This is a genomic window from Leifsonia sp. L25, assembly GCF_050632895.1.
The window spans coordinates 598,680-625,463 of record NZ_JBODRZ010000003.1; the positions used below are offsets into that span (position 1 = coordinate 598,680).

Here is a 26,784-nt window from a genome sequence, read left to right on the forward strand (position 1 = left end):
ACGCGGAAGTCGGGGCCTTTGGCTTTTGTTCAGCTGGATCGGCCGGCGGAACGACAAACAAGACGCTCCAGTTCAGCGCCGCTGTAGGCGGCTCCACGCCAGAGTTCCCTGGGTGATGTGACGGGGTTGAGCAGTGTGCGCTCGTGGCCAACGTGTTTCTTGAACCCACGGAACTGCTCCCGTAGGACGGTCCCCGGGGCGGTTTTCTGACCTGAACAACACGCTCCTGATCCTCGCCCAAAGGTTCAGTCTCCCCGCTGCAATGCGGCTCCCGATCGTCGTGAAGAGGCCATGTCCTTTTCCACTGCTTTCGAGATCTGCTCGACGGCGACGAGCGAGGCAACAGTGTCCGCCGACGGGACGTACTCCATGCCCCAGTACCCCGTGTAGCCGAGGCGCCGGAGGGTCCGCAGTTGCATGTCCCAGTCGATCGTGCCGGTGCCTGGCTCATGGCGGCCAGGGGCGTCGGCGATCTGCACGTGGCCGACGAACTCGACGTCGCCACCGATCACCTCTGCAAGGTCCTCGTCCATCATCAGCGCGTGGTAGGCGTCCAGCAGCAGACGCATGTTGCCGAAGCCGACCTCTTTGACGATGTCCAGCCCCTCCCGCGTGGACGAGAGGAACGTGCCGACGTGGTCCACCTTGGAGTTCAGCGGTTCGAGCAGAAGTACGATGCCTGCCTCAGCGGCGAGTCGGGCGGCGGCTCGGAGCACGGCGACGACCGCGGCTCGCTGCTCCTCACGCGGAATTCCAATGCGTTCATTCCCCGCGGAGACGACGAGGTTCGGCGCCCCGAGCATGTGCGCGACGACCAGCGAGTCGCGGACACCGGACAGGTACTCGTCGTGCGTCGTCGGGTCGGTGATCTGCAACTGCGGGTCGACCACGAGCGACAGCAACGTGACACCGGTGTCTTCCAGAGCCGTCTGGATCGCGACTGGGTCCTTATCGCGCCAGCCCCAGATCTCGACTGCGTCAATCCCGTGCGCTGCTGCTGCGCGGATACGGTCGGGAGCGGTCTCCCCTGCCTCGGCGAAGAGCCATTCCAGATTGGCTGCGATGCTACTCATGTGGGGCCCTCCTGTTCAGTGGTCGAGGGTGGACCCTCATCCCGCTAATCATGAATCCCCGGAACCGTAGCATTCCGGGGGCCTTGCAGCGAGGGGCGAGGACTGACGGTCCGCGAGGGTGGCGAACCCGCCCGGATAGACTCGCTCAACTCAGGAATCGGGCTGGTGAGCCACTAATTTCCGTCTTTGAGCTGATTTAGCGCCTGAAGGCAACCGTTGCGCTGACACTTTGCTTCCTCAGCACCTTTAAACTTGGTATTCACTCAAGTTTCACCGTACAGTGTTCCTCACGTGACGATGCGACGCAGGAGGATTCATGTCCGACACCATCACTCGAGCCGACCTCGAGGACGCCGTCTTCGATCGCCCCTACGTCGACGCCGACGAGGAGCGGACCGAACCCTATCCTTACCGCTACGTGCATGGCGGCTTCGAGGGCACCGAGACGCGCTTCTCCTTCTACCTACCGCCGCAGCACTCTTATGCCGGCCGCTTCTTCCAACACATCACCCCCGTGCCCGAGAGCGAGCATCTCGCGCTCGGGCTCAGCGGTGCCGAAGACAAGATCGGCTTCGCCTTCAGTTCCGGCGCGTTCTTCGTGGAGAGCAACGGAGGCGGCGCGATCGATCTCTCCCGCCCCCAACTGAACACAGACCCGACAATCGGCGCCTACCGCGCGAACGCCGCCGTCGCACGCTACGCGAAGCTTTTCGCCCAGGAGATCTACGGCGAGCATCGCACTTTCGGCTACGCGTACGGCGGCTCAGGAGGGGCTTCCGAACCATCGCGTGCGCCGAGAACACCCGCGGCGCGTGGGACGGCTTCGTCCCGCACGTGATCGGCAGCCCGGTCGCCATCCCGAATGTCTTCACCGTGCGTATGCACGCGATGCGGGTTCTGCGAGATGTGCTCGACGCGATCGTCGACGCGACGGAGCCGGGAGCGACGGCCCCGATAGACGCCGGCCTCAACTCAGAGCAGCGGGCGGCCCTGGCCGAGGTCACCAGGATGGGCTTTCCTCCGCCAGCGTGGCACGGTCACCGGACGATGGGGACGCAAGCCTTCGGCGTGCTCTACCAGTCGCTCGAGGCGATCGATCCCACGTACTTCGAAGACTTCTGGACCGTGCCGGGGTACCTCGGTGCCGATCCAGACGCCTCCGTGCACCGCGATCGCGTTATCCTCACGACCAGCGTCGCCGAGACCTACACTCGCGGCGAGGCCGCGCGGTGCGGGCTGTTCGGCGACGGCGCGGTCGAGGGGCCGGCGGGCGGCGTCGACGAGGCCTTCAAAGGCTCTCAGGCCGGCGGGGACGTCATCGTGGCCGTGCGGCTCGCCGAGATGCCTCGAATCGACCCCGCGAATGCGGTTCTTACCGTGCTAGACGGTGCCGCGGCAGGGACTCGCGCGAACCTCAAGCGCGTATCCGACGACGGTCTGGCCATCATCGACTTCCCCGACCTGTACCCGGTGCTCCGCGACCTCCAGCCCTGTGATCGCATCATCATCGACAACAGCAACTTCCTCGCCGCCCAGACCTACCACCGACACCAGGTTCCCCCGCCGAATTCACGGTCTGGGACCAGTTCCGTAACACGGATGGCAGCCCCATCTATCCGCAACGCGACGTTCTCGTCGGACCTCTGATGACCCGCGGCGCCTCCGGAACCCTCCAGTCCGGCAACATCGCCGGCAAGATGATCGTCGTGGAAGCCATGCATGACCGGGAAGCCTTCCCCTGGCAGGCCGACTGGTACGCAGGAAAAGTCCGCGAGAGGCTGGGCGACACAGCCGACGATCTGCTGCGCGTCTGGATGATCGATCGCGCACTCCACGCCGACATCGCCGAGCAGGAGCACCCCACGCACACGGTGTCGTACCTCGGGGCTATCCACATCGCACTCCGCCAGGTCGCCCGCTGGGCCGAAGAGGGCATCGAACCGGCTCCGTCGACGCAGTACCGCGTGGAGGACGGGCAGGTCATCGCTCCGGCCGCGGCGACGGATCGCCGCGGTGTTCAGCCGACGATCGAAGTCACCGTCGCCGGCGGCGGCCGCGCCGACATCGCCGTGGGAGACACCGTGACGTTCACCGCCGCCGCGGAAGCTCCGCCGCAAGCCGGCGCGATCGTCGAGATCGCCTGGGACATCGACGGCAGCGGCGCATTCGCGGACCTCGAGCCAGTCGACCCCGCGGGCTCCGTCACGTCCAGCCGCTCGACGGCCTTCGCGAGACCCGGAACCTATTTCGTGACCGCGCGAGTCACCGCGGAAGACGCGGGGTACGCAACGAGCGCGTTCGGGCGGCTTCAGAACCTCGGACGCGTCCGTGTCGTCGTGAGCTGACAGAGCTACCCGAGACGGCGGGAGCTCAGGGCTCCAGCTCGTCCAGCCGCGCCCGCGCCGCCATCAACTGCTCTCCGAGGAGGAGGCGTAACCCTGCGAGGACGAGTCGATTGACGTCGAAGTCGACGTGGAGGTAAGCCATCGCACCCAACCCGTTCCACATCGCGATGAACTGCGTAGCCGCGTCGCGCGGGTCGACCTTCGGGTGAACGAGCCCGATCTCCTGCCGCGCTCCGATGAGCTTGGCGAAGATGCCGATCGCCTCCGCGTCGCGCTGCTCGAAATACTCTGCCGCGGGATGGCCGGGCGTGGCCGCCTGCCCGCGCAGCATGTACAGGAGACGCGCGCGGGGGCTCGTGTCGATCCCTCGGGAGGCGGCGAGCATGTCCTCGAAATGCTCCAGGCCGTCGGGATCGGGATCGACCGTTCCGCTGAACACGTTCGCGACTCCGGACTCGGCCGCCGTCAGCTCGTCGGCACGCTGGAGGGCCGCGACCAGCAGGTGGTCCTTCGTCGGGAAGTGATACAAGACGGTCGCTTCGCTGATGCCGGAGCGCTCCGCGACGAGGGTGGTCGTGACGCCCTCATGACCCAGTTCGTCGATCAGTTCCAGAACCGCGTTAGCGACGTCCTCTCGGCGTTGCCGAGATCGCGCGTAGGGCCCGCGCTTCGCACCCGTGTTGCTCATTCGATCACCTTACCGAGCGCGCCTCCCGAACCCACGGACAAAACCGCAAATACTCACTATCGCTCGATTTTACTTCCTTCTTCGCATCAATCGGTCACGAAAAAACATCGCACGGGGTAGCTTTTTTATTGAAACCTCCAAGACACTCAACTTTCACCTTGCTTTTCGGGTTGCTTCGGTCGTACAGTTCTCTCACCGAAGGCTCACGCGCCGCTTCAGCGGCCGATAATGCAGGGAACGATGACGATGGCGTCTACGAAGGAAGCACCGGTGGTCGAGAAGCCGACCAGAGAGCAGCGGGCCGAGGCCAAGGCTGAGAAGCTGCGCGACCGCGTCTCGATCTGGCGGGTGATCCCGTGGTCGGCGCACTCGTTCTCGATGAACGCGCTGATCGTCATGACCGGATACTTCACGATCTACGCGACCGATACCCTCAGGCTCAACCCTGCGATCGTCGGCGGCCTCCTCGTCGTCAGCAAGATCCTCGACGCCGCCGGAGCGCTCCTGACCGGCTGGATCGTCGACCGCGCGCCGGAGACGAAGCTCGGCAAGGCCCGGCCCTTCGACCTGATCATCATCGCCTGCTGGGCTGCCACCGCCTTCCTCTTCTCGACCCCGGGCAGCCTCGGCGATGTCGCCAAGTACGCATGGATCTTCTCGTCGTACATCCTGCTCACGGCCCTGTTCATGCCGCTCTATCAGGCCAACAACCCGCTCTTCACCGCCCGCGTCTTCCCCCGCCGCGAGCACTACAGCGATGTCTCGGCGAAGACCGGCCTTGTCACTGTCCTTGTCGCCATCATCATCACCGTCGGGATGCCCATCGCGATCCAGGCGGCCGGGAAAGATCCCGCGGCGTGGTCACTCGTGGCGATCTGTATCGCAATCCCGGCCACGCTCATCGGGCTCATCCGATTCTGGGTGTTCCGCGAGTCGTCCGAGGCCGCTGAGATCCAGGCCGAGCGCGTCAGCATGCGCGAGATCTTCAGCACGCTGCGCCGCAACCCGTATATCTGGGTGCTGTCGGCGATGTCCATCCTTGTCGGTGTGTACGGAAGCATCGCGGCCGGCGCCTACTACTTCCGCTACGTCGTCGGCAACATCGGCCTGCAAGGCCTCGTCGCTGTCTCGTACGTCGCCCTCATCCCGCTGATGTTCTTCTTCCCCGTGTTGATCCGGAAGTTCTCGATCTCCCGCATGATCGCCGTCTCGAGCTTCATCGGGGCGGCCGGTTACCTCGTGATGCTCTTCGCCGGCGCGAATCTCCCTCTGATCATGGCGTCCGCGGTGCTCACCGGGCTCGCTGCCCTCCCCATCAGCTTCCTCGCGCCCGTCCTCATCATCGACAACGCCACGTATAACGAGTGGAAGGGCAACAGGCGGCTGGAGAGCGTCGGGGGCGCATTGTTCTCATTCTCGGGCACCGTGGGAGGTGCGATCGCGGCCGGCGTACTCGGGTCAGTGCTCGCCGTGACCGGATATTCTGGCGCCGCGAACACTCAGAGCGCGACGGCCATCCACGGCATCATCGCTCTCAACAGCTGGATCCCAGCCATCTTCGCCGTTGCAACCGGACTCGTGGCGCTGCGCTACCACCGCCTCGAGCAGAACATGAAGACGATCACTGCCGACGTGCTCGCGCGCCGGGAGGTGCTGGTCGAGTCCGAGGTCATCCCCGGAGCACCACTGACCGGAACCGACGCGGTCCGCGTGGTGCGCAGGGAGCGCAACGCACCCTTTGGGCGCTCCGGCCGTAAAAGGAACGACTGACCAAAACCAGACCAAGAACGCGGTTCTCCTTTTCGAGCCGAAGACGCCTCGCGGGAGGGTCGGCCACCAAGGCGGTCGGCAGCTGCCCGACAACCGAAGAATTGCGCAATTAGCCTTTCGCGTCAGCTGATGTGACTGCAGTCGGTCAGCGGCCCCCGTCATCCGTCCCTCGTGAAGAGCCGTGTACCAGTACTTCTTTCCCGCCTCTTGCCCGCAGCCCATTTGCGCGCGGGTGCTACAGCCCGCTTCGCGTAATCAGTGGCGGATGCAGATCGCACTGTCAGTCGGCCAAGCCGGCGAGCGGTTGACCTGCGAGCATGGCACCGACATCGCTGTATGGAATCTCGCCGCCATGGGGGCTACGGCTATCGAACTCAGGCAGACGTACTGAGCCGCGTTCTGAGCCCTCTCGTAGGCCAAAACGCGCCGCGGCCAGCCGAACTTGAACTGGCCTGCATGGATGATCGCGCCTACGAGTTGTGCGCACGATCGAAGCCACAGATCCAGGCGAGCCTGACATCCGAGCTGCGCTGGGCGCTGCCGGTCGACCTGGTCCACATGACAGCGTCGGCCGCGTCCAGATCGGCCGCACTCCCGGACTGAGATCCCCTACTGGATTCAGCGGTAGCGAGTCCTTCAATAGGCATCACACTTGTCACCCACCGAGGCGGCCTGTGCGGAAATGGAGACAACGGTCATCCCGCGGGTGTGTGCGTCAATGTTCTGCAGGAAGGGGTTGGGGACGCCTCGACGAAGCGTCCCCAACCCCGGTTGCCGTCAGTTACCGGGGATACGGACCGGCTTGATGGCGTTGATCAGATCCCACGAAGCAAGGTTGCTCACGAAGGCGGGATAGATCCACTTGCTCGCACTGGACTTGTTCCACTGCAGTGGTGCGTTGAACTGGTAGCCGTTGGCGTCGACGTTCCAGATCTGGGTCGCAACCGCCGAGCCGAGGTCGATGCCTTGATTCGCGAATGCCTGGTTCTTGAATCGCCTGCTCGCGTCGACGTAGGTGGCGCCGACCGAGTAGTTGACGCTGGGCCAGACTCCGTCTTCGTAGGTGGTCCCGGCAAAGCCGGTGTACGGGAATCCGGTGGAGCCGGGCGGAAGCGCCATGTTCGGCGCACCGAGAGCGTCGCCGTGCGGATCCAGCTGCGACTGGAACAACGACAGCTGTGTGGTGAGCTGCTGCTTGTAGTGGGCGACGTCGACCAAGTCGGGCAGTCCGGCACGTTCGGCGAGGTGCTGCGCGAAGAAGGTCGCCAGCAGGACGCTGTCGTTATCGGTCGTCGGACCCGGCGTGTATCGGTAGTACCCGTGCGTGTCACTCCAGAACGTCGCCTCGTACTCCGCCTTGGCAGCCGTGAGCTGCGTGTTCCACGCGGCGAGGGTGGCGCCGGACTCTCCGACGCGCTGCCCCGTGGTCGTGATTGCTTCAAGGGCAAGAAGGTAGAGCTGCGAATCGTAGGAGTCGACCTTGTTCACCGGGATGACGTCGAACACGTTCGCGTACGGCAGCGGGCTCTTGAGACCCGGGCTCGGGGCGTTCATGTTCGGCGCTTCGGGCAAGTTCGAGCCGGCAGGGATCGTCGCTTGAATGTACGACAGCAGCTTCTGCATCGCGGGATAAGCCCGCTTCAGGAACGCTTTGTCGCCGGAGACTCGTGCGTAGTCGTAGAGCCGGAAGATGTTCTCGCTGGGCCGGTCGATGAACCAGACATTACCCGGCGATGGTTGCGCTCCCTGCGTCCAGGTGACGAACGGGTCCCCTGTGGCGCCGTAGCTCGCCGGATCCGTCGATGAGGTGACGGATGGGTCCCACGGATCTCCGTACGGGTCTGCGAGGACCGCTTCGATCTTGGCCTGGAGGCGGTCGCGCTCGATGGTCGGGAATACCTGTTGGTAGGCCAGATAGCTATAGGTGCCGACCTCCGTACCCATTCCGCCGTTGGCAGCACCTCCGGCGTTCGAGTCGACGCCGAGATAGAGGTGGGTGCCGGGAACGGACGTTCCCAGCCGTTTTCCGCTGGTTGCCGCGACAGAGTCGGATACGAGGCCGCCCTCCCAGAGCGAGGTCTGGAATGGTACCTGCGCCAGTTGGTTGAGCGCACCGGTTCGGAGCGCGACCGGATATGCGGGGTTGTTCGCGATGGGATTCCACCAGCGTTCGACATCCCGCAGGTTCTGGTCGTGTGCTGCCAGCGCGTCTCGTGCGATCGCGAAGCTCTGGTGGAACGGGTAGCTTCCCGGCACGTAGTTGTTCTGCGTGTCTTCCTTCGCACCGTAGAAGTCGGTGTAGCGACGCATCCAGGTCGTGTTGTTGTCAGCGAAGGACACCTGCGGGAAGTCCCAGCTGAGCGCGAACGGCACCGTGGTGGACTCCCCGGGGCGAAGGTCGACGGATACGGAAATGGCGCCTGCGGAGTTGGAGTTGTCGATGGGGCGGTCCGACAGGCTGCCGCTCGAGGTGAAGGGTGCGTAAATGTCGCTGCCGTCACCGTTGCCGTTCCAGGACGTGGTGTACGTGACCGTCTGGCCATGCTGAGGGCGAGCGGCGATGGTCCATTCCGAGTTCGTTGCATCAGGCGTGTCGGACGGATCGTTCGAACTCATGGTGATGGCCTGCACGCCGGTCTTCTTGTCGACCTGATAGGTGTTTGACAGGCCTGTCCGCACAGTCGCCGGCTGCCGGCCATCGTGACCGGGCACGTTCGGCATCGTGAACATGACCGAGACTTTGCTGTTCTGCGCAGTGTGGTTGGCCAGCTTCACGTCGAAGTACGCGAGCGGCAGCGATGTGCGGCGATCCTCGCCGGCGACGATCGGCGAGAAGAACCGCATCGACACGTCCGTCTTGAACGGCGTGTAGCTGGTGTATCCGAACGGATACAGCGCCGCGTAAGAGCCTTCACCCTTGGTCAGGGTGTTCCAAGCAGGGAGGGGCGACTGCCAGGACCGAGCGGCGGAATACGACGACTGCGGGCCGTCCGTTGCGAGAGTCTTCACCGTCGCGGGATCGGCACCCATCTGCTCGCGCACATGGAACGCTGCTTGAGGAAGCGTTCGCATCTCCCACGCGTCGTCCTGGGAACCGCCGAAGAACCACGGTCCGAACGTTCCCGCCTGGTTGATCATGAACGACCCGGCCCCGACGCCTCCCAGCGGGACGCCGAGTCCGGGCACGCTGACCGGCAGCCCTGGAAAACCTGGCGTCGTGGGGCCGGGAGCGATGTCGCCGAGCGGGCGCACTGTTGCTGCGTCCGGTACAGGGAAATAGTCCCGTCCGCCCGGCGAATGAGGCGACGCGCTGGCTGCGGTTATCGGCAGCAGCGTCCCGACGAGAACGGCGGCGACGCTGGCCGCGATTCCCGCGTTCCGTACTCGTTTCGATCTCGGATGATGCAATCTGGTGGATCTGGATACGAACACGGTTCGTCCTCCTGGTCATCGTCGTTGATGGGTGTTGAATCCGCGCGCGTCCATCGCGCGCAGCCTGTGGAGCGTTCAGACCGCCCGAAGCCGCAGTGCGATCCCGGGCCGGGCCGGAAGCTGGAGGCGCTCGGTGCCCTCGTGCGTGCCTGGCAGAGTCGTGATGGTCATCTGCCAGGTGTCGATGATGTCGATTTCCGCGCGCATGCCCTGAGGAACTGTGACGTCGCGGAAACGAGGCCGGTGGTCGCCGAAGTAGATGAGGACGTACTCGCCGGCGACCCCGCCTGTGACGGCATCCCAGTCCCCCGGGAGCGCATCCACCCTTCCGGTCGGCGACTCCGCGACGATCTTCTTCAGGAAGGCGATGCGCGCGGGGCTTTCGCCGTGCAGCCGCCCTCCCCGCGACCACCAGATGATCTCGTCCTCGGACCAGAACGTCTCGCCGTGCGTCAGGTGGCCACCGCGCAGTGTCCCCGACCAGAATCTCTGCACAAGAGCCTCGGCGGTGAGGTTGCCCCAGCCCTGGTCCAGGTCGCCCTCGTAGCCGAACTCGTCGACGGCGACGGGCTTTCCCCAGCGGTGACGCCATTCGTCGATCGGCGCCATCTCGGCGTCGCCGCCCTGGATGCTGGCATGTGTGGCCCAGTCCACCGAGAAGTCGAAGACCTCCAGCCAGTTGTGGATCGACAGCAGATGCCCCACATGATCCTCACGCGCCACTACGCGAGCGAGGCGGTGCCAGTCCTCCGGACGTTTCGTGGTCAGGAGGTCGTACTCGTTGGCCATCGACCACCACACGTTCGCAAAGCCGGCGAGACGCCGCACGACGTAGGTGAGGTAACGCTCGTCCGCCGTCTTTCCGAGTCCGCTGAAGCCCCACCGATCGTACGGGTGGAACAGGATCAGGTCGGCCTCGATGCCCAGGGCGGCTAGCTGCGTGATCCGACTTTCGAGGTTCGCGAAGTAGTCGAGGTCGAATCGGTTGGTGTCCCAGCCGTCGTCGGTGCGCGGGAAGACGAAGCTCTCCGGTTCGTTCTTGTTGTAGAGGTAGTCCTTGGGGAAGAGGCCCATCCGGATCTTGTTGAACGGCGCCTGCGCCAGCGATTCGATCGTCTGGTCCTGCAACCGGGGGCTCTGGTGCGTCCATGCATAGGCGGTCGTTCCGAAGCCCACGAACGGGGTTCCGTCCGAGTAGGCGAGGGTCCCCCGCTCTGCGACGCGGACAGGTCCGGGTGCTGCTCCTTCAGCGACGACGATCGTCCCGCGGATCCCGTCGAGGGACCGCGCGTTCGACTCGGTGACGAACGTCCAGGTGCCCGCCGTCGACGGGAGGAAGCGCACCAGGAATCGTCCACCCCCGTCGTAGAAGCCGCCGACGAGGAAGGTGTCCGAACCCTGCTCGAACCTGGCCTTCAGCTCCACCTCGACGAACGGGTTGCCGTGCGACGGCCCGTCGAACGCGATCTCCACCGTCTCGTTGCGCGATGCCGACTCGGGTGTCCGCACCCGCGCGGAGCCCCGCGGCACACCGTCGGACTCGTAGTCCGCAGCGGGTGCGATCGGCTCCGACTCGTCCGGCTGCTCCGAGGTGTCCTCGATCGTCGCCAAGGTTGCCAGCAGCTCCTCCGCTTTCGCCGTGTCGGGCCTCAGGACGAACTGGAGGAATCCGCCCAGCGGAGCGGTGCGCAACCCCTCCGCGAGCGGCGAGGCGACGACGTCCGGGACCTCCTTCTCGAGAACGGCACGAGCGTGCTCGTTGGCGAGTGCCGAGCTCAACGGGGAGTATCTGTCGAGAGTCTTGTTCATCCGAGGGTTCCTTCCAAGACCGCTGAGCGGTCCGGCATCTTTGCGGTAACGCGCAAGGTGATTTCGCGCACTCGAGCACGCGTATCGGGCAGAGTCGCGCCTTCGGGCGCGAGGGCTTGCGCGAGTTCTGTGAGGGGTTGGTCGAAGAAGGCCAGCAACCGGCCGGCCACTTTCGTTTCGGTGTCGAAGCCGATGCCGGCGAGGCTGAGTTCCCGGAGAAGGACACTCCAGTTGGGCGCATCATCCACGAGGTCGCGGATGGTCGCGGGCGTGGGGTCCCCCGGCTCACGATCGACCGCCCATTCGTGGTCGCCGTGCGCGACGGTGAAGAGACGGGACCCGTCGGGGAGCTTGACGTCTGCTTCCGCCCCTACGGGGATGTGAGCGGTCACGAGCAGACGCCCGTCGTTTCGTCGCCACGCGACCCGGGCATCGCCGTACGGAGTCCGGTGGGTGGTGCTCGCGAAGTCGAGGTCGGCCGGGGGGACCGGCTCGATCCGGATCCGGCGGTAGCCGGGTGCCAGAGGGACAAGTCCCGCGACGCTGCGGTGAAGCCAGTCGGCGACGGCACCGAGCGCGAAATGGTTGAACGACGTCATCTCGCCGGGGTTGATGGTCCCGTCGGGGAGCATGCTGTCCCAACGTTCCCACATGCTCGTCGCCCCCATCGTGACGGGATAGAGCCAGGACGGGCAGCCCGTCTGCAGCAGGAGGCGATGTGCCACCTGAGCGTGCCCGGTGGATGTGAGGGCGTCGCAGATGACTGGCGTTCCGACGAATCCTGTGCTGATGCGGAAGCCGCCGGCGCGCACCAGGTCGGCGAGCCTCCGGCCAGCCGCGGAGCGCTGACTCTCGTCGGCGAACAGATCCCAGACGATCGCCACCGCGTAGGCCGTTGGTGAATCGGATTCCATTCGTCCGTCAGCCGTGACGAAACGTCGGGAGAACGCTGCGCGCGTCTCGTCCGCGAGCCGCGCGTAGCGCGCGTGGTCCTCCGCATAGCCGAGCTGTGCCGCGGTGGCGGCGAGGACGTGCGCCGATCGTGCCAGGTACGCGGTCGCAACCAGAGCGGGGTCTGTCATCGCACGAGCGGGGTCGTCCGGTGGCGCGGCAGGATCCAACCAGTCTCCGAATTGGAAGCCCTGGTCCCAGACGTGCCGGTCGCCGGCCGCGGCCGCGATCCTGTCCACCCACCGCCGCATGCTCGGATATTGGCGCTCCAGGATGCCGGAGTCTCCGGACCTCTCGAACATCGTCCACGGGATGATGGTGCTTGCGTCGCCCCACGCGGCCGTCGGGGACGGGGGCGACCCCGCGCCGATCACATCGGGGACCACGTACGGGACGGTGCCGTCGGGCCACTGCTCTGCAGCAAGGTCCGCCAGCCACGAGGAGAGCAGCCCCGCGGTGTCGAAGAGAGAGAACGCCGTGGGAGCGAACACCTGCGCGTCTCCGGTCCATCCCAACCTCTCATCCCGTTGTGGGCAATCGGTCGGCAGGTCGATGAAGTTGCCGCGCATGCTCCACACGACGTTTTCGTGGAGGCGGTCGAGAAGAGTGTTCGAGCTCTCGAACCACCCGGTTCGTCGCAAGTCCGAGGCGACGACGATCGCTGTGATGTCGGCAGCGGTGAGGTGTGGCACGCCCGTTACTTCGGCGAACCGGAACCCGTGCAGGGTGAATGCCGGCTCGAGGATCCGGTCCGGACCGCCGTCCATGACGTAGCTGTCCGTCGCTTTCGCCGTACGCAGCGGCCGCACTCCGAGTTCCCCGTCCTCCAGGACTTCGGCGTGCCGGATGGTGACCGTCGTGCCGGCCGCGAGACCGCTGGTCCTGAGCCGCACCCAGCCGACGATGTTCTGCCCGAAGTCGACGAGAGTGCGTCCGCTCGGCGACGTCCACACCTTCAGGGCCGGTGCTTCCTGAACAGGTCTCACTACAGGTCCTTCGGCGGCAACGAGCCGTTCTTTGGGGTAATCGACCGACTCGACGGCGTGCCGTCGACCGGTGCGTGCCTCGATCCGGAGATCCGTTGTCTGGCCGTCGTAGAGATCGTCGGCGACGACACCGGACGAAGAGCGCACCACGAGTCATTCGTTGCGTGGATCTGAACCGAGCCGTCGGCGAGGGTGACCTCGAGCTGGGCGAGGAGCGCGAGACGGTCGCCGTAGATCGCTCGCCGCCCTTCGAATCCGAGGCGCCCGCGGTACCAGCCGTTGCCGAGAGTGAAACCGAGCTCGTTCGCGCCGGCCTCGACGATGCCCGTGACGTCGTACACGTGGTAACGGAGCCGGTGGTCGTACGAGGTCCAGCCCGGGGCGAGGACTTGATCGGAGATCGCCCGGCCGTTGATCGTGGCCTGATAGGTGCCGAGCGCCGTGACGTAGAGGCGCGCGCGGACGATCCGACCCGCGAGGTCGACGTTGCTCAGGAGAATCGGCGCCGCGTCGTCGAGTCCACCGATCTCCGTCGGCGTGATGAAGGACCCGCGCCAATCTGCTGGGTCGAAGAGTCCTGCTTCGACCGTCGCCCACTCGCTCCAGCCGCTGTATTGGTCATCGGCGACCCGAACTCGTACGCGGGCGGATTCCCGGGAGATCAGCGGCCGGCCCGGCCAGGGAACAAGGACTTGATCGTTGGACGCGACTTCGAACCGGTCGAGGCGATCGGCGCGTTCGATCTCGATTTCGTATCGCCGCTGCAGCCATCCGGCGGGTGCGGTCGGAACCGTCCACGACAATCGGGGGCGCTCCGTGCCGATGCCCAGGATCGGGCCGAGCTCAGTGCGATGTTCGAATCGGGGCGGCGTCGGGCTCGACGAGGTGGGCACGTGGTCTCCTAGACGGCAGGCTGCTGCGCGACGGACGCGGACTCGAACGGGCCGGAGGTGGAGAACAGCTTGAGGCGCTGCTCTCGTCGTTCCCGCTGGGCCGCTGGATCTGCGACGGGGGCAGACATTTGCAGCCGGCGCGTGTATTCGTGCGCCGGATGGTAGGCGACCTGGGCGGCGTCACCGATCTCGACGATCTGCCCCTGATACAACACTGCGATCCGATCGCTGATCGAATTGACGACGCCGAGATCGTGGCTGATGAAGAGGTAGGCCACTCCCGTGCGCTCCTGCAGTTCGCGCAGCAGTTCCAGGACCCTGGCCTGGGTGGTGACGTCCAGTGCGCTCGTCGGCTCATCGCAGATGATGACGGCGGGCTCCAGGGCGAGCGCTCGGGCGATCGCGATGCGCTGTCGCTGGCCGCCCGAGAATTCCTTCGGATATCGAGAGCCTGAGTCGGCGGGCAGCCCGACCGAGTCGAGGAGCTTGCGCACTCTGGAACGACCGTCGGTGATTCCGGCGACCTTCAGCGGTTCGACGAGAATATCCTCGACCGTCATCGACGGGTTCAGCGAAGAGTAGGGATCCTGGAAGACCACCTGGATATCGTGTGCCGTCTTTCTCCGTTCCCGGCGTGAGGAGTTGCTGATGGTCTTGCCCCGGAATTCGACCGCGCCTCCGCTGACGGGCGCGAGTCCCAGAACGGCACGCCCGATCGTGGTCTTGCCCGAGCCCGACTCTCCCACCAGGCTCACGGTCTCCCCGGCATGCAGGTCGAACGAGACCTGGTTGATGACGGTCTTCGCCGTACGGCCGGCGCCGAAGGTGACGACCAGGTCCTTCACACTCAGGATCGGTTCGCTCATGACGCCTCCTCGATGATCTCGACGCTCCTGGACGACGCGAGGAGCTCCTGCGTATACGCCTGTTTCGGCGACGCGAAGAGAGACTCGACGTCGGCCTCTTCGACGATGCGTCCGTCCCGCATCACGCTGACCACATCGCAGATGTCTGCGACGACGCCGAGGTTGTGGGTGACCAGGATCATGGCCAGTCCACGCTCCCTGCTCAGCTCCCGCAGCAGTTCGAGAACCTCGGCCTGAACGGTCACATCGAGCGCGGTCGTCGGCTCGTCTGCCACGATCAGCTGCGGCTCCGATGCGATCGCTCCGCAGATGAGCACGCGCTGCGCCATGCCGCCTGAGATCTCGTGCGGGTACATCCTGAACACCTGTTCGGCGTTGCGGATGCCGACACGGGTGAGCAACGCGAGCAGCTGAGCGCGTGCTTCCTTCTTCGAGATCGACTTGACCGCGCGCAGCCCGTAGGTCAACTGGGCGCCGATGGTGAAAGACGGGTCGAGGTTGGACATCGGCTCCTGCGGCACGTACCCGATCTTGGAGCCGCGAGCGGCCGCGAGACCCTTATGGTCGGCAAGCAGGTCGTCGCTGTCCATCCAGATGCTTCCGCCGAGGATGACCGCTTCCTTGGGAAGGATGCCGAGGGTGGAGAACGCGATCTGCGATTTGCCGGACCCGGACTCGCCCACCAGGCCATGAATCTCGCCGGGCTTCACGTCGAGGTCGACGCCGTGGACGACTTCTGTGATCGTTCCGTCCGCCTGGGGGTACCCGACCTTCAGGCCGCGAATGGCGATGACGTTCTCGCCGCGCGGGACGGCTCGCACGGGCGCCGCCGAAGTGTCCGTGGCGAGCGACCGCCGGCTCCGCGTGCTGAGCGGCTTGACCCCGGTGGACTGGAGCTCGTCACGAAGGACGTTTCCAAGGAGAACCAGGCTGAGGATGGTGAGGCTGATCAGCAGGGCAGGCCACCACACGCCGACAGGGTTGTTGTAGATGTTGTTGAAGGCGTCCTGCATGACCGTTCCCCACGACGGCTGCTTGGGATCGCCCAGGCCGAGGAAGTCGACACCGGCCTGGATGCCGATACCGGCAGCGATGATGAAGGCGCTCTGGATGATCACCGGGCCACGCACGGCCCAGAGGACGTGGCGGCCGATGATACGGGTGTTGGAAAGGCCGACCACTCGCGCCGCGTCGACGTAGAGCTCGTTGCGCACATTCACGACGACGGATCGGACGAGCCGGAAGTACGTGGGGGCGACGAGGATGCCGAACACCGCCATCGCGGCGGGGATGTTCGGGCCGGTGAGCGTGTACAGCGCGATGAGCAGGACGATTCCCGGAAGCGACATGATCACGTCGGAGACGAAGGTGCCGATACCCTCGGTCTTCCCGCGGAAGAAGCCCGCGAGAAGGCCGCTCGTGACGCCGACGATGACCGAGACCAGGAGAACGATCAGCGCCCCGACGATGGTCGGTTGCGTACCCCATGCCAAGCGAGAGAGGATGTCGCGTCCCGACTGGTCCGCGCCAAGCGGATGGCCGGGCGAGAACGGCGGCGCGTTGACTGCGCCCAAATCGGTCGTGTTCGGCGGAACGGGCGCGATCACCCAGGCGAACACACCCAGCACGACGACGAGCAGCAGGAAGGCGATGGTGATGGCGCCTTCCGGCTTCATCAGGAGCCGGACGATGAGCGGTCGCCGGCGGCGCGGAGTGGGCTGCGGTTTGACGGACAGCATGAACTCGGTGGTAGGCCGATTCGTCATCGTGTCCTCGCTTTCGGGTTGAGCGCGGCGTTGGCCAGGTCGCCGAGGAGGTTGACCACCAGGACGAAGACGATGGTGACGAGGACGATGCCCATCACGATCGGAACGTCGCCCTGTTGAGCAGAGGTGTTCGCGAGTTGGCCGATGCCGGGGAGTGCGAAGATCTGCTCGACGAAGACGGCGCCGCCGAGGAGGGCGATGGTCTGCAGGCTGAGGACGGTCAGGCCGGGTCCGGACGCGCTGCGCAGCACGTGCCGGAACAGCAGCGGCCGCTCGGGGATACCGCGTGCGCGCAGGGTGCGGACGAAGTCGCGGCCCTGAACATCGAGGACGGCACCTCGGATCTGGGTGGCGGCGCTCGCGACCGATCCGATGAGGAGCGCGATCACCGGCAGTGCGATCGAATGGAGCCACGCGGCAGGGTCGTCGCTGAGGGCGACGTAGCCGGTGGCCGGGAACAATGGAAGCGCGATTGCGAAGGCGAAGACCAGCCCGACGGCGATGATGAACGCCGGGACGGCGGCCCCGAGGACTGTGAGGAACTGGAATACGCGATCGAGCCATCCACCGTAGACGGCCGCTGTGACGCCGATCGCAACACTGAGCAGCAGCGTGAGGATGAGGGTGGCGATCACGAGGAGAGGGTCACCGGGACCCTGGATGCGAGAGCGTCGTTCACGGACTGTCCCGTGAAGTACGACTGACCCAGGTTCCCGGTGACGACTCCGAGCAGCCACTTCCCGTACTGGACGAGAAGCGGTTGGTCGAGCCCGAGTTTGACGACTTCCTTCTGCACATCGGAGGGCTGGGCGTTCAGCCCGAGCACGCCGCGGGCGATGCCCGCACCGTTTCCGAACATCATGCAGAAGGTCACGAAGGTGACGACGAGGAATACAGCGACGGCTCGCGCCAACTTCTTCAGGATGGAAATCGTCAACATGGAACTCGACCTCTTCAGGGTGTTACTGGAAGTCCCGCAGCAGCGGGTTCAGGCCGCTGAAGTCCGAAGCGGGCTTCACCGTGATCTTGGAGCTGTACGCGAAGAAGCCATCCGGGTACGCCATCGGCACGAACCACGCCTGGTCGGTGATGTACTTGTTGACGTCCTGCTCGGCCTGCTTCTGCTCGGCGCCCGAGGTCGTGGTGATCTTCTGCCAGAGACCGTCGATGGTCGCGTCGTCCTGGTGCGAGACGTTCCAGATTCCGCCGGTGAGGACGTAGTCGTAGATGTCCTGCAGGGACTCGCCGTAGTTGCCCAGCGGCCACAGCGGCACCGGGTACTTGCCGCTGAGCAGCTCGTTGTACATGTTGGGACCGGACAGCGGCTGCTGCTCCACCTTGATGTTGATCAGGCCGAGCTGCTGGGTGACGTACGGCAGCAGTTTGTCGACACCCGTGTTGGCGATCACCGGGATCGTGAGGGTGAAGCCGTTCTCGTAGCCCGCGCTCTTCATCAGGGCCTTCGCCTTGTCGACGTCGTACGGGTACGGGTCCTTCATGCCGGAGATGTACGCGTCGCTGCCGGGCTTGAAGATCTGGTAGGCGGGCGACGCGTTGCCGAGGTACAGCTTGTCGGCGACGGCCTGCTTGTCGAAGACCATGTTCATGGCGCGGCGGACGTCCACGTTTCCGAGGGCCGGGATCGTCTTACCCAGGTGGTCCGTGATCAGCAGCCGCGTGGTCTCGTTCGACTTGAGGGTCTGCAGCTTGAGGTTGGAGGACTTCGCCTGGTTGACGGTCGCGGTGGTGATGAGCGAGCCGTCGAGCTGGCCCGTCTTGAGGGCGCTCAGGGCGGCGGTGTCGCTGGCGATCACCTTGACCACCAGCTTCTTGTACGGGTACGTCTTGCTGTCCCAGTAGTTGTCGTTCTTGGTGAACGTGTACACGGAGCCCTGGGTGGTGTGCGACGTGTCGAGGTTGTACGGACCCGAGCCGATCGGCGCCTTGAAGTCCTTGCTCGAGATCGTCTTGGGTGCGGCGATCGGCACATTGCAGGTGTTGAGGACGATCAGCGGGTTCGAGGCCGGCCAGGTCAGGCTGACGTGGGTGGCGTCGGGCGCGTCGACCTTCAGACCCTTGTAGCGGGCAGAGCCGGCACCCTGGGTGGCGGCGTAGTCGAACGTGGCCTTGACCGCGGCCGAGTCGGCTGCTTCGCCATCGGAGAACTTCTGCCCGGATCGCAGCGTCGCGGTGATCGTGCGCTGGTCATCGCTGATCTTCCAGTCCGTTGCGAGGCCGGCGAGCGGCTTACCGAACTTGTCGCATCGGATCAAGGTGTCCCAGACGGCCATCGCCGGGTAGTTCTGGTACGACGGCTGGTTCGTGGGGTCCCAGCCGGTGATGTCCTGGGTCATGCCCAGGGTGAGGAGATCCTTCGAACCTGACGAGGACGAGGAGGATCCTGACGTGCAGCCGCTGAGCGCGACCGCTGTGACCAGGACCGGGACTGACAGAGCGAGGAGCGCTCGTCGTCGGGTGCTTCGCATTGCAACTCCTTTGTTGGGGATGGCGCTGTGTTCGAGACGCTCTGAAACGATCCAATGAATGTGCATCGTTCTACGTGTCGGTAAAGAATACGCACAAAGAAAGCCGGTTCAACTAGCATTCTTTTGCGCAAAATGGTTTCAATTCGATGACATTGCTTCTTGAGCGTCTGTCGAATAGGGTCAAAACGAGATGTCGGTCAACGGAGTTCCGCCGGAGGACACGCCGCGTCGCCGCGCCACGATTCACGACGTGGCGGAGGCCGCCGGAGTGTCCGCCTCCGCTGTGTCCAAAGTCCTCCGCTCAGCGTCGGGGGTCAGCCCCCAGATGCGGGCGCGGGTGACTGCGGCGATCGAAGCGCTGCATTATCGTCCGCACGCAGGCGCCCGGCAGATGCGCGGGCGGTCGTACACGATCGGTGTGATGGTCACGGAATTCGCGAGCCCGTTCCAGCCCGAGATCGCGGAAGGCATCAGCGGCGCCCTGTCGGACACCCCCTACCAGGAGATCGTCGTCAGGGGCGGCCTGGATACGGATAGCCAGCGGCGCAGCCTCGAGGCCCTGTTCGATCGCCAGGTCGATGGCGTCGTCGTGATCGCCCCCGTGATGTCCCAGGCGTGGCTCGAGGATCTCGGCAGGTCGATTCCGACGGTGATCGTGGCTCGGCACGGTGCGCCCCGGAATTTCGACACCGTGGTCGACGATGACCGCTTGGGCGCGCGTCTGATGGTGGATCACTTGGTTTCGATCGGTCACCGCGACATCGCCCACACGAGTCAGCCGTCCGGCGGATTGCAAGGTCAGTACGTGCTCTCGCACACAGAGCGGCAGCGAGGATACGAGCAGGCGATGCGCGATCACGGGCTCGAGCCCAATGTCGTCGTGACGCGCTACTCGGAGGAGGGCGGCTACGAGGCCGCTCGAACCCTCCTGGCCTCCCCCGAACGTCCGACGGCCATCTTCGCCGGCGCGGATATCGCCGCACTCGGCGTACTCCGCGCAGCAGACGAGCAAGGCCTGCGGGTTCCCGAAGATCTGGCAATCGCAGGCTACGACGACATCGCGGTCGCCGGGGTGTCCAGGATCGGATTGACCACGGTGAACGAGTCGAGCCGCGAGACCGGTCGGATCAGCGCCCGCCTGCTCCTGGAGCGCATCGGCGGACGAGTGGAACCGCTTCGCTACTTGGTCACACCGCAGCTGATCATCCGGTCGACCACCGATCCGGAGTGGTCTCCGCGCTCCAGCGGCCCGCTCGCACGCACCGTCTGACGCGATCGACGGAGATCACCGGAGCACCCTCGCCTGCGCTTCCACTTCGTGACGGGTCGACCGTCCCATTTCCGCGCATATTCTTTCACGCTTGAACGGTCTTGCACTTGAGTCGATTCAATGCGATGATGAATGAAGACTTGTTCTTGCATAGAAATGCAATCTGATGGGAAGCCATGATTCACCTAGACCCTCCTCCCGCGCTGAGTGTCGACGAACACGCACGTCTCCGCTGGCTGACGGCCCGGAACGAGATCGCCGCTGCCGACCCCGCGACGCAGAATGAACTCCTCCACACGTGGGCGAACGGCATACGCCGTTCGGTCGTGAGCATGATCGACCGCGCGCAGCTCGGCCATATCGGCGGCGACTTCTCCGTGACCGACATCCTCACCGTCGCCTACCTGGCGGTCCTCGACGTCGACCCCGCGACACCCGCAGCAGCCGGCCGCGACCGATTCATCCTTTCCAAAGGACACTGCTCGGCCGCGCTCTACTCCACCCTCGCCTCCTGCGGCTTCTTCGCACCCGACCGCCTCTCTTCGTTCATGGAGCCTCTGTCACCGCTCAACGGCCACCCGAACCGCAACAAAGTCCCCGGCGTGGAAACGAACACCGGACCGCTCGGTCACGGACTGCCGGTCGCCGTCGGCGCGGCCATCGGAGCCAAGCTCAACGGCGATGGAAGCCGGGTGATCGTGGTCACCGGCGACGGCGAACTGCAGGAGGGCTCCAACTGGGAGGCCTTCATGTCCGCCGCTCACTTCGGACTCGACAACCTCACCGCCGTGGTCGACCGCAACCGGCTGCAGCAGGGCGCGCGCACCGAAGACACCAATCGGCTCGACCCGCTCGATCACAAGCTGGCGTCGTTCGGCTGGGAGGTCCGCGAAATCGACGGGCACGACTACTCCCAGTTGCTTGCCGCGTTCGGCCCCTCCAGCACAGGCGAACCCGTCGCCGTGATCGCGAACACGATCAAAGGCAAGGGCGTCTCATTCATCGAAGACCGCGTCGAATGGCACCACAAGGTTCCTTCCGCCGAGCAGGTCGAGCAGGCCCTGAAGGAGCTGGCATGACTACCACCGAAGCCCCTGTCCAGACCTATGACAACCGGGTCGCGTTCGCCGAAGAGCTCATTGCGCTGGCGGAACAGGACTCCCGCATCGTCGCGGTCTGCAACGACTCGGTCGGATCCAGCAACCTCGGCGGCTTCCGCGAGCGATTCCCCGACCGGCTGATCAACGTCGGAATCGCGGAGCAGAACATGGTGGGGGTCGGCGCCGGTCTGGCCAACGCCGGACTGATCCCGTTCGTCTGCGGAGCCGGTCCCTTCCTCACGGGGCGAGCCCTCGAACAGGTCAAGGCCGACGTCGCGTACAGCCGGCTGCCGGTGATCCTGTGCGGGATGAGCCCCGGCGTCGCTTACGGCGAGCTCGGCCCCACCCACCACTCGATCGAGGACTACTCGTGGCTCCGGGCCCTTCCCGGCCTGGATATCGTCGTCCCGGCCGACCGCAGCCAGACCGTTGCAGCTATTCGTAGCGCCGTAGAGAACCCTCGGCCGACGTACATCCGCGTCGGCCGCTACAAGGTGCCGGATCTCCCCTCGGAGACCTCCACACTCGATCGTGGCCGGTTCCAGCAACTCCGCGATGGGAGCGACGTCACCATCATCGCCGCCGGCACCATGGTGTCCCGAGCGCTCGCGGCCGCCGATCTGCTCGAGGCAGACGGAACGTCGGCACGCGTTCTCAACGCCGTCTATCTCGCTCCTCTCGACATCGACGCGATCAACGACGCCGCCGGCCACACCCGTGCGATCGTCACGGTGGAGGAGGCCAATGTCGCCGGCGGGCTCGGCGCGGCAGTCGCCTCTGCCGTCGTCGCCGGAGCGGACCGCGTGCCGGTCGAGATTCTCGGCTTCCGCGAATTCGCCCCGACGGGCAGTGCTACCTTCCTCCTGGAGTACGCCGGGCTCACAGCCCCTGACATCCACACCGCGGCCCTGCGAGCATTGTCCCGATGAAGCACAACCACGACGGAGTGATCCTCACGGTCGACCAGGGCACCGGCTCGACCAAGGGGTTGGCCATCGCCGCATCCGGTGAGCTGCTCGGCACCGCATCCGTCCCCATCGGACAGTCCCATCCCCAGCCGGGATGGGTCGAACAGGATGCATTCGAGATCGCACGCTCGGTGGAGTCCGTGCTGGCCACCCTCCGGGCTCAGACCGACGCGCCTGTCGCCGGGATCGCGCTCAGCACACAGCGCGAGTCCGCGGTCGTCTGGGACACTGCGACCGGCACACCGCTCGGCCCCGTGCTCGGATGGCAGGACCGCAGAACCAGCGACACCGCCGAGAAGCTCAACGCGTCGATGGTCGGTCAGGAGGTCTGGGACCTCTCCGGGCTGCCGGTCGATGCGATGTTCTCCGCTCTGAAGTTCTCCTGGATACTCGACCGCATCGACCCCGATCGTCGGCGCGCAGCAGCCGGCGAGATCACCCTCGGCACCGTCGACGCATGGCTGCTGAACGACCTGACAGGGGAACGACGCATCGAACGCGGAAATGCCAGCCGCACTCAGCTGGTCGACTTCCGCACGGGTCAGTGGAGCGATCTGCTTCTCGAGGTCTTCGATATCCCACGGGCCGCGTTGCCCGACATCGTCGACTCCGATACTCGGAGTGAACCTCTCACGGATCCGCGCCTCGAGGGGGCTCCGGTGAGGAGCGTCTTCGGCGACTCGCACGCCGCACTGTTCGGCCACGGGATCCGACGCGAGGGCGCCGTCAAAGTCACCTACGGAACCGGCTCTTCGGTGATGGGACTCACCGACGCCGTCCGTTCCGGGTCGCTGGCGAACACCATCGCATGGTCGCGGTCCGGAGCCCTCGCCCACGCATTCGAAGGCAACATCCTCTCTACCGGTGGCACTCTCGTCTGGCTCGCCGATCTCCTCCGAACCGACGTCGCCGAACTGATCAGCCTCGCCGAGAACGCCCCTCCTGCCCCCGTCGACCTCGTCCCGGCATTCGGCGGGCTCGCCGCCCCCTGGTGGGACGACAGCGCGGTCGGTCTCATCAGCGGGCTGACGTTGGGCACGACGCGGGCTGAGCTCGCACGCGCAGCTCTCGAATCCATCGCTCTCCAGATCGAAGACGTGCTCGCCGCCGCGGACCGAAGCGGAGCGTCACGCATCGACGAGGTCTACGTCGACGGCGGCCCCGCGCAGAACGACTTCGTCATGCAGCTGCAGGCCGACCTCTCCGGCCGAACGATCATCCGGCCCGAGCTGAGCGCGCTGTCTGCGCTGGGGGCAGCCTGGCTGGCAGGCCAAAGCGCCGGAATGTGGAACGACGAAACACCTCCCTGGAGCACCAACAACTCGAAATTCGAGCCGCAGAGCCTCTTCTCCGAACGCTCAACGCGAAACGGCCGTTGGCAGACGGCGATCGACCGGTCTCGACTACGCCCGACCAAACGTCCTGACTTCACCACAGACACGCTGAAGGAGATCTCATGAGCAACCAGAAGTACGGTGCCGGCATCTGGCACTTCGCGACCTATGTGGACCGCTACGCCACCGACGGCTACGGCGAGCCGCGCACCATCATCGACGCCATCGACCTCGCCGGCCAGGTCGGCGACCTCGATGTCGTCGACCTGAACTACCCGTTCTTCGGCGGCGACTTCAGCAACGAGCAGATCAAAGAGGCGCTCGACCGCAACAAGCTCTCCGTCATCGGCATCACGCCGGAGATCTACACGCGCGTCTTCGCCAAGGGGTCCTTCACCAACCCCGACCCGGGCGTCCGCCGGCTCGCGCACGAGCTGATCACCGACGCCGCGAACCAGGTGCGCGCGTTCGGCGCCGAGTACGTGAAGCTGTGGCCCGGGCAGGACGGCTGGGACTACCCGTTCCAGGTCGACCACGGCGCGCTGTGGAAGGCGTCGCTCGACGGCGTCGGGCAGCTGGCGAGCGAGAACCCGGACCTGAAGTTCGTCATCGAGTACAAGCCGCGCGAGCCGCGCGTGCACATGAGCTTCGACTCGGTCGCCCGCACCCTGCTCGGCATCGAGAAGATCGGCCTCCCCAACGTGGGCATCCTGCTCGACTTCGGGCACGCGCTCTTCGGTGGGGAGTCCCCGGCCGACTCGGCCCAGCTCGCGATCGACTACGGCCGGCTGTTCGGGATGGATGTCAACGACAACCTCCGCTCGTGGGACGACGACATGATCGCCGGCACGGTGCACCCGATCGAGCTGTTCGAGTTCTTCGTCACCCTGCGCAAGAACGGCTGGGAGGGCGTCTGGCAGCTGGACCAGTTCCCGTTCCGCGAAGACTCGGTCGGTGCTGCGAAGTCGGCGATCCGCTTCCTCAAGAAGGTGGAGGAAGGCCTCGACAGGCTCGACTTCGACGCGCTGGCGCAGGCGCAGTCGAGACAGGACGCCGTGACCGCGATGACGCTCGCGCAGAACGCCCTCTACGGCTGGTGACGCACGAAAGTCTCCTTTCCGCCGCAGCTAGAGTGGGCGCCATGAGCGATTCGGCGAGTCCCGCCTCCCCCGTGCAGTTCGCCGACGAACGTTTGTCGCTCGTCACCAAGGTGGCCAAGCTGTACCACGAGGCGGGGCTGCGCCAGCCGGAGATCGCCGAGAGACTGAACCTCTCTCAATCGCGGGTGTCCCGACTGCTCAAGCAAGCCACGGAATCGGGCATCGTGCGGACAGTGGTCGTCTCTCCCGCCGGGCTCTACGCGGACATCGAGGAAGCGCTCACCGAACGCTACGGGCTGATGGACGCCGTCGTGGCGGAGCCGATCGCGCCGGACGACCTGTCGATGCTCGCCGCACTCGGGTCGGCCGCAGCCACCTACCTGGAGAGCGCCCTGTCCACCGCGGAACGGATCGGTATCTCCTCGTGGTCCCAGACCCTCCTGGCGACAGTCAATTCGATGGCTCCGATCGGGCCGGTCCGCGTCTCCCGCGAGGTCGTCCAGGTTCTCGGTGGCGTGGGCCGGCCGGACGTGCAGGTGCAGGCCAACCATCTCGCCGACCAATTCGCTCGGGTCACCGGAGGGACCCCCCGATTCTTCCCCGCCCCGGGCATCGTCGGGTCGAAGGCCGCCCGCGACGCACTCATGGACGATCGCTACTTGGGCTCCATGGTCGAGCAATGGCAGGACCTCAACGTCCTGCTGGCAGGCATCGGTGCGCTCGAACCCTCCACCCTGCTCGCCTCTTCCGGCAACGCGGTCGATGAGGTTGAGACCGAGGCGCTTCAGGCGGCCGGCGCCGTCGGCGATGTGTGCCTCCGCTTCTTCGATCAGAATGGCGAGCTCGTCCAGACCGACCTGAACGACCGAGTGCTCGGGATCACCAGCGAGGCGCTGCGCGCCATTCCCCGACGGATCGGCATCGCCGGCGGCGAGCGCAAGCACGCGGCCATCCGCGGCGCGGTGCGTGGCGGCTGGATCAACATCCTCATCACCGACCGGACGACAGCCATGCAGCTCCTCGCCGACGACTGAGCGCCGCCGGGCTCTGCGCATTCCCTCCCTACTTCAATCAAGGAACAAAGCTCATGAAGCGCCGAATCATCATCAACACGGACGCAAAGAACGAGGCCGACGACCAGTTCGCCGTCGTTCACGCGCTGCTCTCCCCCACACTGGATGTCGCCGGAATCATCCCGGCGCACTTCGGCACACGTCGCACCACCGAAAGCATGCTCGAAAGCCGGCACGAGGTCGACCTCCTCCTCGAGCTGATGGATCTGGACGGCCAGGTCGAAGTCGCCAACGGCGCCCCGCGCGCTTTGGACGACGCGGCCATCCCCGTCGACTCCGATGGTGCACGCCTGATCATCCGCGAAGCCCACAAGAAGGGTCCGCTCTTCGTGACCTTCCTCGGCCCGCTCACCGATATGGCCAGCGCAATCCTCCTCGACCCCTCGATCATCGAAAACTCCGACCTGACGGTGGTCTGGATCGGGGGCAGCCCGCACGACGGCGTTCACGGCGGCGAACCGCATGGCGAGTTCAACGCGAGCAACGACGTCATCGCAGCCAATGTGGTGCTCGCCTCCGGTCTGACGGTGTGGCAGATCCCCTGGACGGTTTACAGCATGGTCTCCGTCGGCTTTGCCGAACTCGACGAGCGCGTCGCTCCGTACGGGCAGCTCGGCGAATACCTCGTGCAGCAGCTGAAAGAGTGGAATGCCGCCTACGTGCAGCCCGAGCGGGAATGCCATTCGCTCGGCGACTCGCCGGCGATCGGTGTCGTCTTGAATCCGGGGGTGCCGTCTGGCGCCACCATCCGGTGCGGCGAATCGACGCGGACGGCAGGCTGATGAGTCTGATCGTGGAAGGCCGGACCGTGAGAGTCGCGGACAGTGTCGACGTCCGCTACCTGCTCGAAGACATGTTCGCCAAGATCAAGCGC

General features: G+C 65.5%; 22 protein-coding genes. 11 read left to right on the forward strand and 11 right to left on the reverse strand.

The genetic code is table 11. The features are described 5' to 3' along the window. Positions 1 to 245: 245 nt before the first annotated feature. Positions 246 to 1,073, reverse strand: coding sequence for a TIM barrel protein (locus tag ACRAWC_RS06785; RefSeq protein WP_431347049.1), 828 nt, complete (start codon positions 1,071 to 1,073; stop codon positions 246 to 248). A 316-nt stretch (positions 1,074 to 1,389) separates the two neighbouring features. Here ACRAWC_RS06785 and ACRAWC_RS06790 point away from each other — a divergent pair, with 316 nt between their 5' ends. The 3 genes from ACRAWC_RS06790 to ACRAWC_RS06800 all read left to right on the forward strand — a co-directional run bounded on the left by ACRAWC_RS06790 (position 1,390) and on the right by ACRAWC_RS06800 (position 3,418). Beyond that, positions 1,390 to 1,911: a hypothetical protein gene (locus ACRAWC_RS06790; RefSeq protein ID WP_431347050.1), complete on the forward strand. Its 522-nt coding sequence runs from the start codon at positions 1,390 to 1,392 to the stop codon at positions 1,909 to 1,911. Between the two features lie 68 nt (positions 1,912 to 1,979). Next, positions 1,980 to 2,720, forward strand: coding sequence for a hypothetical protein (locus ACRAWC_RS06795; protein ID WP_431347051.1), 741 nt, complete (start codon positions 1,980 to 1,982; stop codon positions 2,718 to 2,720). Continuing rightward, positions 2,720 to 3,418, forward strand: coding sequence for a PKD domain-containing protein (locus tag ACRAWC_RS06800; protein ID WP_431347052.1), 699 nt, complete (start codon positions 2,720 to 2,722; stop codon positions 3,416 to 3,418). Before ACRAWC_RS06795 ends, ACRAWC_RS06800 begins: the two co-directional genes overlap by 1 nt. Before the next feature lie 25 nt (positions 3,419 to 3,443). Here the strand turns inward: ACRAWC_RS06800 and ACRAWC_RS06805 are convergent, their stop codons facing one another. Further along, the gene (locus tag ACRAWC_RS06805) at positions 3,444 to 4,106 is read right to left on the reverse strand and encodes a TetR/AcrR family transcriptional regulator (RefSeq protein ID WP_431347053.1); all 663 of its coding nucleotides are present in this window, start codon (positions 4,104 to 4,106) and stop codon (positions 3,444 to 3,446) included. A gap of 270 nt (positions 4,107 to 4,376) precedes the next feature. Between ACRAWC_RS06805 and ACRAWC_RS06810 the strand changes: the two genes are divergently transcribed. Then, a complete protein-coding gene (locus ACRAWC_RS06810; protein ID WP_431347054.1) occupies positions 4,377 to 5,876 on the forward strand; it encodes an MFS transporter in 1,500 nt (499 codons plus the stop codon). Between the two features lie 777 nt (positions 5,877 to 6,653). Here ACRAWC_RS06810 and ACRAWC_RS06815 read toward each other — a convergent pair. The 9 genes from ACRAWC_RS06815 to ACRAWC_RS06855 all read right to left on the reverse strand — a co-directional run bounded on the left by ACRAWC_RS06815 (position 6,654) and on the right by ACRAWC_RS06855 (position 18,933). Beyond that, positions 6,654 to 9,308, reverse strand: a complete 2,655-nt coding sequence (locus ACRAWC_RS06815; protein WP_431347055.1) for a GH116 family glycosyl-hydrolase — start codon at positions 9,306 to 9,308, stop codon at positions 6,654 to 6,656. 75 nt (positions 9,309 to 9,383) lie between these two features. Next, the gene (locus tag ACRAWC_RS06820) at positions 9,384 to 11,117 is read right to left on the reverse strand and encodes a DUF5605 domain-containing protein (RefSeq protein WP_431347056.1); all 1,734 of its coding nucleotides are present in this window, start codon (positions 11,115 to 11,117) and stop codon (positions 9,384 to 9,386) included. Then, complete coding sequence (locus ACRAWC_RS06825; protein ID WP_431347057.1) at positions 11,114 to 13,054, reverse strand: family 78 glycoside hydrolase catalytic domain; 1,941 nt, start codon at positions 13,052 to 13,054, stop codon at positions 11,114 to 11,116. The genes ACRAWC_RS06820 and ACRAWC_RS06825 overlap by 4 nt, the downstream gene beginning before the upstream one ends. Continuing rightward, complete coding sequence (locus ACRAWC_RS06830; RefSeq protein ID WP_431347058.1) at positions 13,054 to 13,947, reverse strand: alpha-L-rhamnosidase N-terminal domain-containing protein; 894 nt, start codon at positions 13,945 to 13,947, stop codon at positions 13,054 to 13,056. The genes ACRAWC_RS06825 and ACRAWC_RS06830 overlap by 1 nt, the downstream gene beginning before the upstream one ends. Before the next feature lie 8 nt (positions 13,948 to 13,955). Then, positions 13,956 to 14,813 carry an ATP-binding cassette domain-containing protein gene (locus tag ACRAWC_RS06835; protein ID WP_431347059.1) on the reverse strand — a complete coding sequence of 286 codons (858 nt, stop codon included), beginning with the start codon at positions 14,811 to 14,813 and terminating at the stop codon, positions 13,956 to 13,958. Continuing rightward, entirely contained in the window at positions 14,810 to 16,579 is a 1,770-nt protein-coding gene (locus ACRAWC_RS06840) for a dipeptide/oligopeptide/nickel ABC transporter permease/ATP-binding protein (protein ID WP_431347060.1), read from the reverse strand. Before ACRAWC_RS06840 ends, ACRAWC_RS06835 begins: the two co-directional genes overlap by 4 nt. Then, entirely contained in the window at positions 16,576 to 17,214 is a 639-nt protein-coding gene (locus ACRAWC_RS06845) for an ABC transporter permease (RefSeq protein ID WP_431347061.1), read from the reverse strand. The genes ACRAWC_RS06840 and ACRAWC_RS06845 overlap by 4 nt, the downstream gene beginning before the upstream one ends. Continuing rightward, the gene (locus ACRAWC_RS06850) at positions 17,211 to 17,519 is read right to left on the reverse strand and encodes a hypothetical protein (RefSeq protein ID WP_431347062.1); all 309 of its coding nucleotides are present in this window, start codon (positions 17,517 to 17,519) and stop codon (positions 17,211 to 17,213) included. Before ACRAWC_RS06850 ends, ACRAWC_RS06845 begins: the two co-directional genes overlap by 4 nt. A gap of 22 nt (positions 17,520 to 17,541) precedes the next feature. Next, positions 17,542 to 18,933, reverse strand: a complete 1,392-nt coding sequence (locus ACRAWC_RS06855) for an ABC transporter substrate-binding protein (protein WP_431347063.1) — start codon at positions 18,931 to 18,933, stop codon at positions 17,542 to 17,544. Positions 18,934 to 19,255: 322 nt separating this feature from the next. Here ACRAWC_RS06855 and ACRAWC_RS06860 point away from each other — a divergent pair, with 322 nt between their 5' ends. From ACRAWC_RS06860 to ACRAWC_RS06890, 7 genes are all read left to right on the forward strand, one after another. Beyond that, positions 19,256 to 20,335 (forward strand): LacI family DNA-binding transcriptional regulator, encoded by a 1,080-nt coding sequence (locus ACRAWC_RS06860; RefSeq protein ID WP_431347064.1) that lies wholly within the window; start codon positions 19,256 to 19,258, stop codon positions 20,333 to 20,335. A gap of 176 nt (positions 20,336 to 20,511) precedes the next feature. Beyond that, entirely contained in the window at positions 20,512 to 21,414 is a 903-nt protein-coding gene (locus tag ACRAWC_RS06865) for a transketolase (RefSeq protein ID WP_431347065.1), read from the forward strand. After that, complete coding sequence (locus tag ACRAWC_RS06870; protein WP_431347066.1) at positions 21,411 to 22,364, forward strand: transketolase family protein; 954 nt, start codon at positions 21,411 to 21,413, stop codon at positions 22,362 to 22,364. The genes ACRAWC_RS06865 and ACRAWC_RS06870 overlap by 4 nt, the downstream gene beginning before the upstream one ends. Continuing rightward, positions 22,361 to 23,863, forward strand: a complete 1,503-nt coding sequence (locus ACRAWC_RS06875) for an FGGY family carbohydrate kinase (protein WP_431347067.1) — start codon at positions 22,361 to 22,363, stop codon at positions 23,861 to 23,863. The genes ACRAWC_RS06870 and ACRAWC_RS06875 overlap by 4 nt, the downstream gene beginning before the upstream one ends. Beyond that, complete coding sequence (locus ACRAWC_RS06880; protein ID WP_431347068.1) at positions 23,860 to 24,837, forward strand: sugar phosphate isomerase/epimerase family protein; 978 nt, start codon at positions 23,860 to 23,862, stop codon at positions 24,835 to 24,837. The genes ACRAWC_RS06875 and ACRAWC_RS06880 overlap by 4 nt, the downstream gene beginning before the upstream one ends. Positions 24,838 to 24,878: 41 nt before the next feature. After that, entirely contained in the window at positions 24,879 to 25,871 is a 993-nt protein-coding gene (locus ACRAWC_RS06885) for a sugar-binding transcriptional regulator (RefSeq protein WP_431347069.1), read from the forward strand. Between the two features lie 53 nt (positions 25,872 to 25,924). After that, entirely contained in the window at positions 25,925 to 26,692 is a 768-nt protein-coding gene (locus tag ACRAWC_RS06890) for a nucleoside hydrolase (RefSeq protein WP_431347070.1), read from the forward strand. Positions 26,693 to 26,784: the final 92 nt, after the last annotated feature.

Coding starts and splice junctions, on each gene's coding strand:
- ACRAWC_RS06785 (WP_431347049.1), bottom strand. CDS start 1,073: ATGAGTAGCATCGCAGCCAATCTGGAATGGCTCTTCGCCGAGGCAGGG.
- ACRAWC_RS06790 (WP_431347050.1), top strand. CDS start 1,390: ATGTCCGACACCATCACTCGAGCCGACCTCGAGGACGCCGTCTTCGAT.
- ACRAWC_RS06800 (WP_431347052.1), top strand. CDS start 2,720: ATGACCCGCGGCGCCTCCGGAACCCTCCAGTCCGGCAACATCGCCGGC.
- ACRAWC_RS06805 (WP_431347053.1), bottom strand. CDS start 4,106: ATGAGCAACACGGGTGCGAAGCGCGGGCCCTACGCGCGATCTCGGCAA.
- ACRAWC_RS06820 (WP_431347056.1), bottom strand. CDS start 11,117: ATGAACAAGACTCTCGACAGATACTCCCCGTTGAGCTCGGCACTCGCC.
- ACRAWC_RS06835 (WP_431347059.1), bottom strand. CDS start 14,813: ATGAGCGAACCGATCCTGAGTGTGAAGGACCTGGTCGTCACCTTCGGC.
- ACRAWC_RS06840 (WP_431347060.1), bottom strand. CDS start 16,579: ATGACGAATCGGCCTACCACCGAGTTCATGCTGTCCGTCAAACCGCAG.
- ACRAWC_RS06850 (WP_431347062.1), bottom strand. CDS start 17,519: ATGTTGACGATTTCCATCCTGAAGAAGTTGGCGCGAGCCGTCGCTGTA.
- ACRAWC_RS06855 (WP_431347063.1), bottom strand. CDS start 18,933: ATGACCCAGGACATCACCGGCTGGGACCCCACGAACCAGCCGTCGTAC.
- ACRAWC_RS06860 (WP_431347064.1), top strand. CDS start 19,256: ATGTCGGTCAACGGAGTTCCGCCGGAGGACACGCCGCGTCGCCGCGCC.
- ACRAWC_RS06865 (WP_431347065.1), top strand. CDS start 20,512: ATGATTCACCTAGACCCTCCTCCCGCGCTGAGTGTCGACGAACACGCA.
- ACRAWC_RS06870 (WP_431347066.1), top strand. CDS start 21,411: ATGACTACCACCGAAGCCCCTGTCCAGACCTATGACAACCGGGTCGCG.
- ACRAWC_RS06875 (WP_431347067.1), top strand. CDS start 22,361: ATGAAGCACAACCACGACGGAGTGATCCTCACGGTCGACCAGGGCACC.
- ACRAWC_RS06880 (WP_431347068.1), top strand. CDS start 23,860: ATGAGCAACCAGAAGTACGGTGCCGGCATCTGGCACTTCGCGACCTAT.
- ACRAWC_RS06885 (WP_431347069.1), top strand. CDS start 24,879: ATGAGCGATTCGGCGAGTCCCGCCTCCCCCGTGCAGTTCGCCGACGAA.
- ACRAWC_RS06890 (WP_431347070.1), top strand. CDS start 25,925: ATGAAGCGCCGAATCATCATCAACACGGACGCAAAGAACGAGGCCGAC.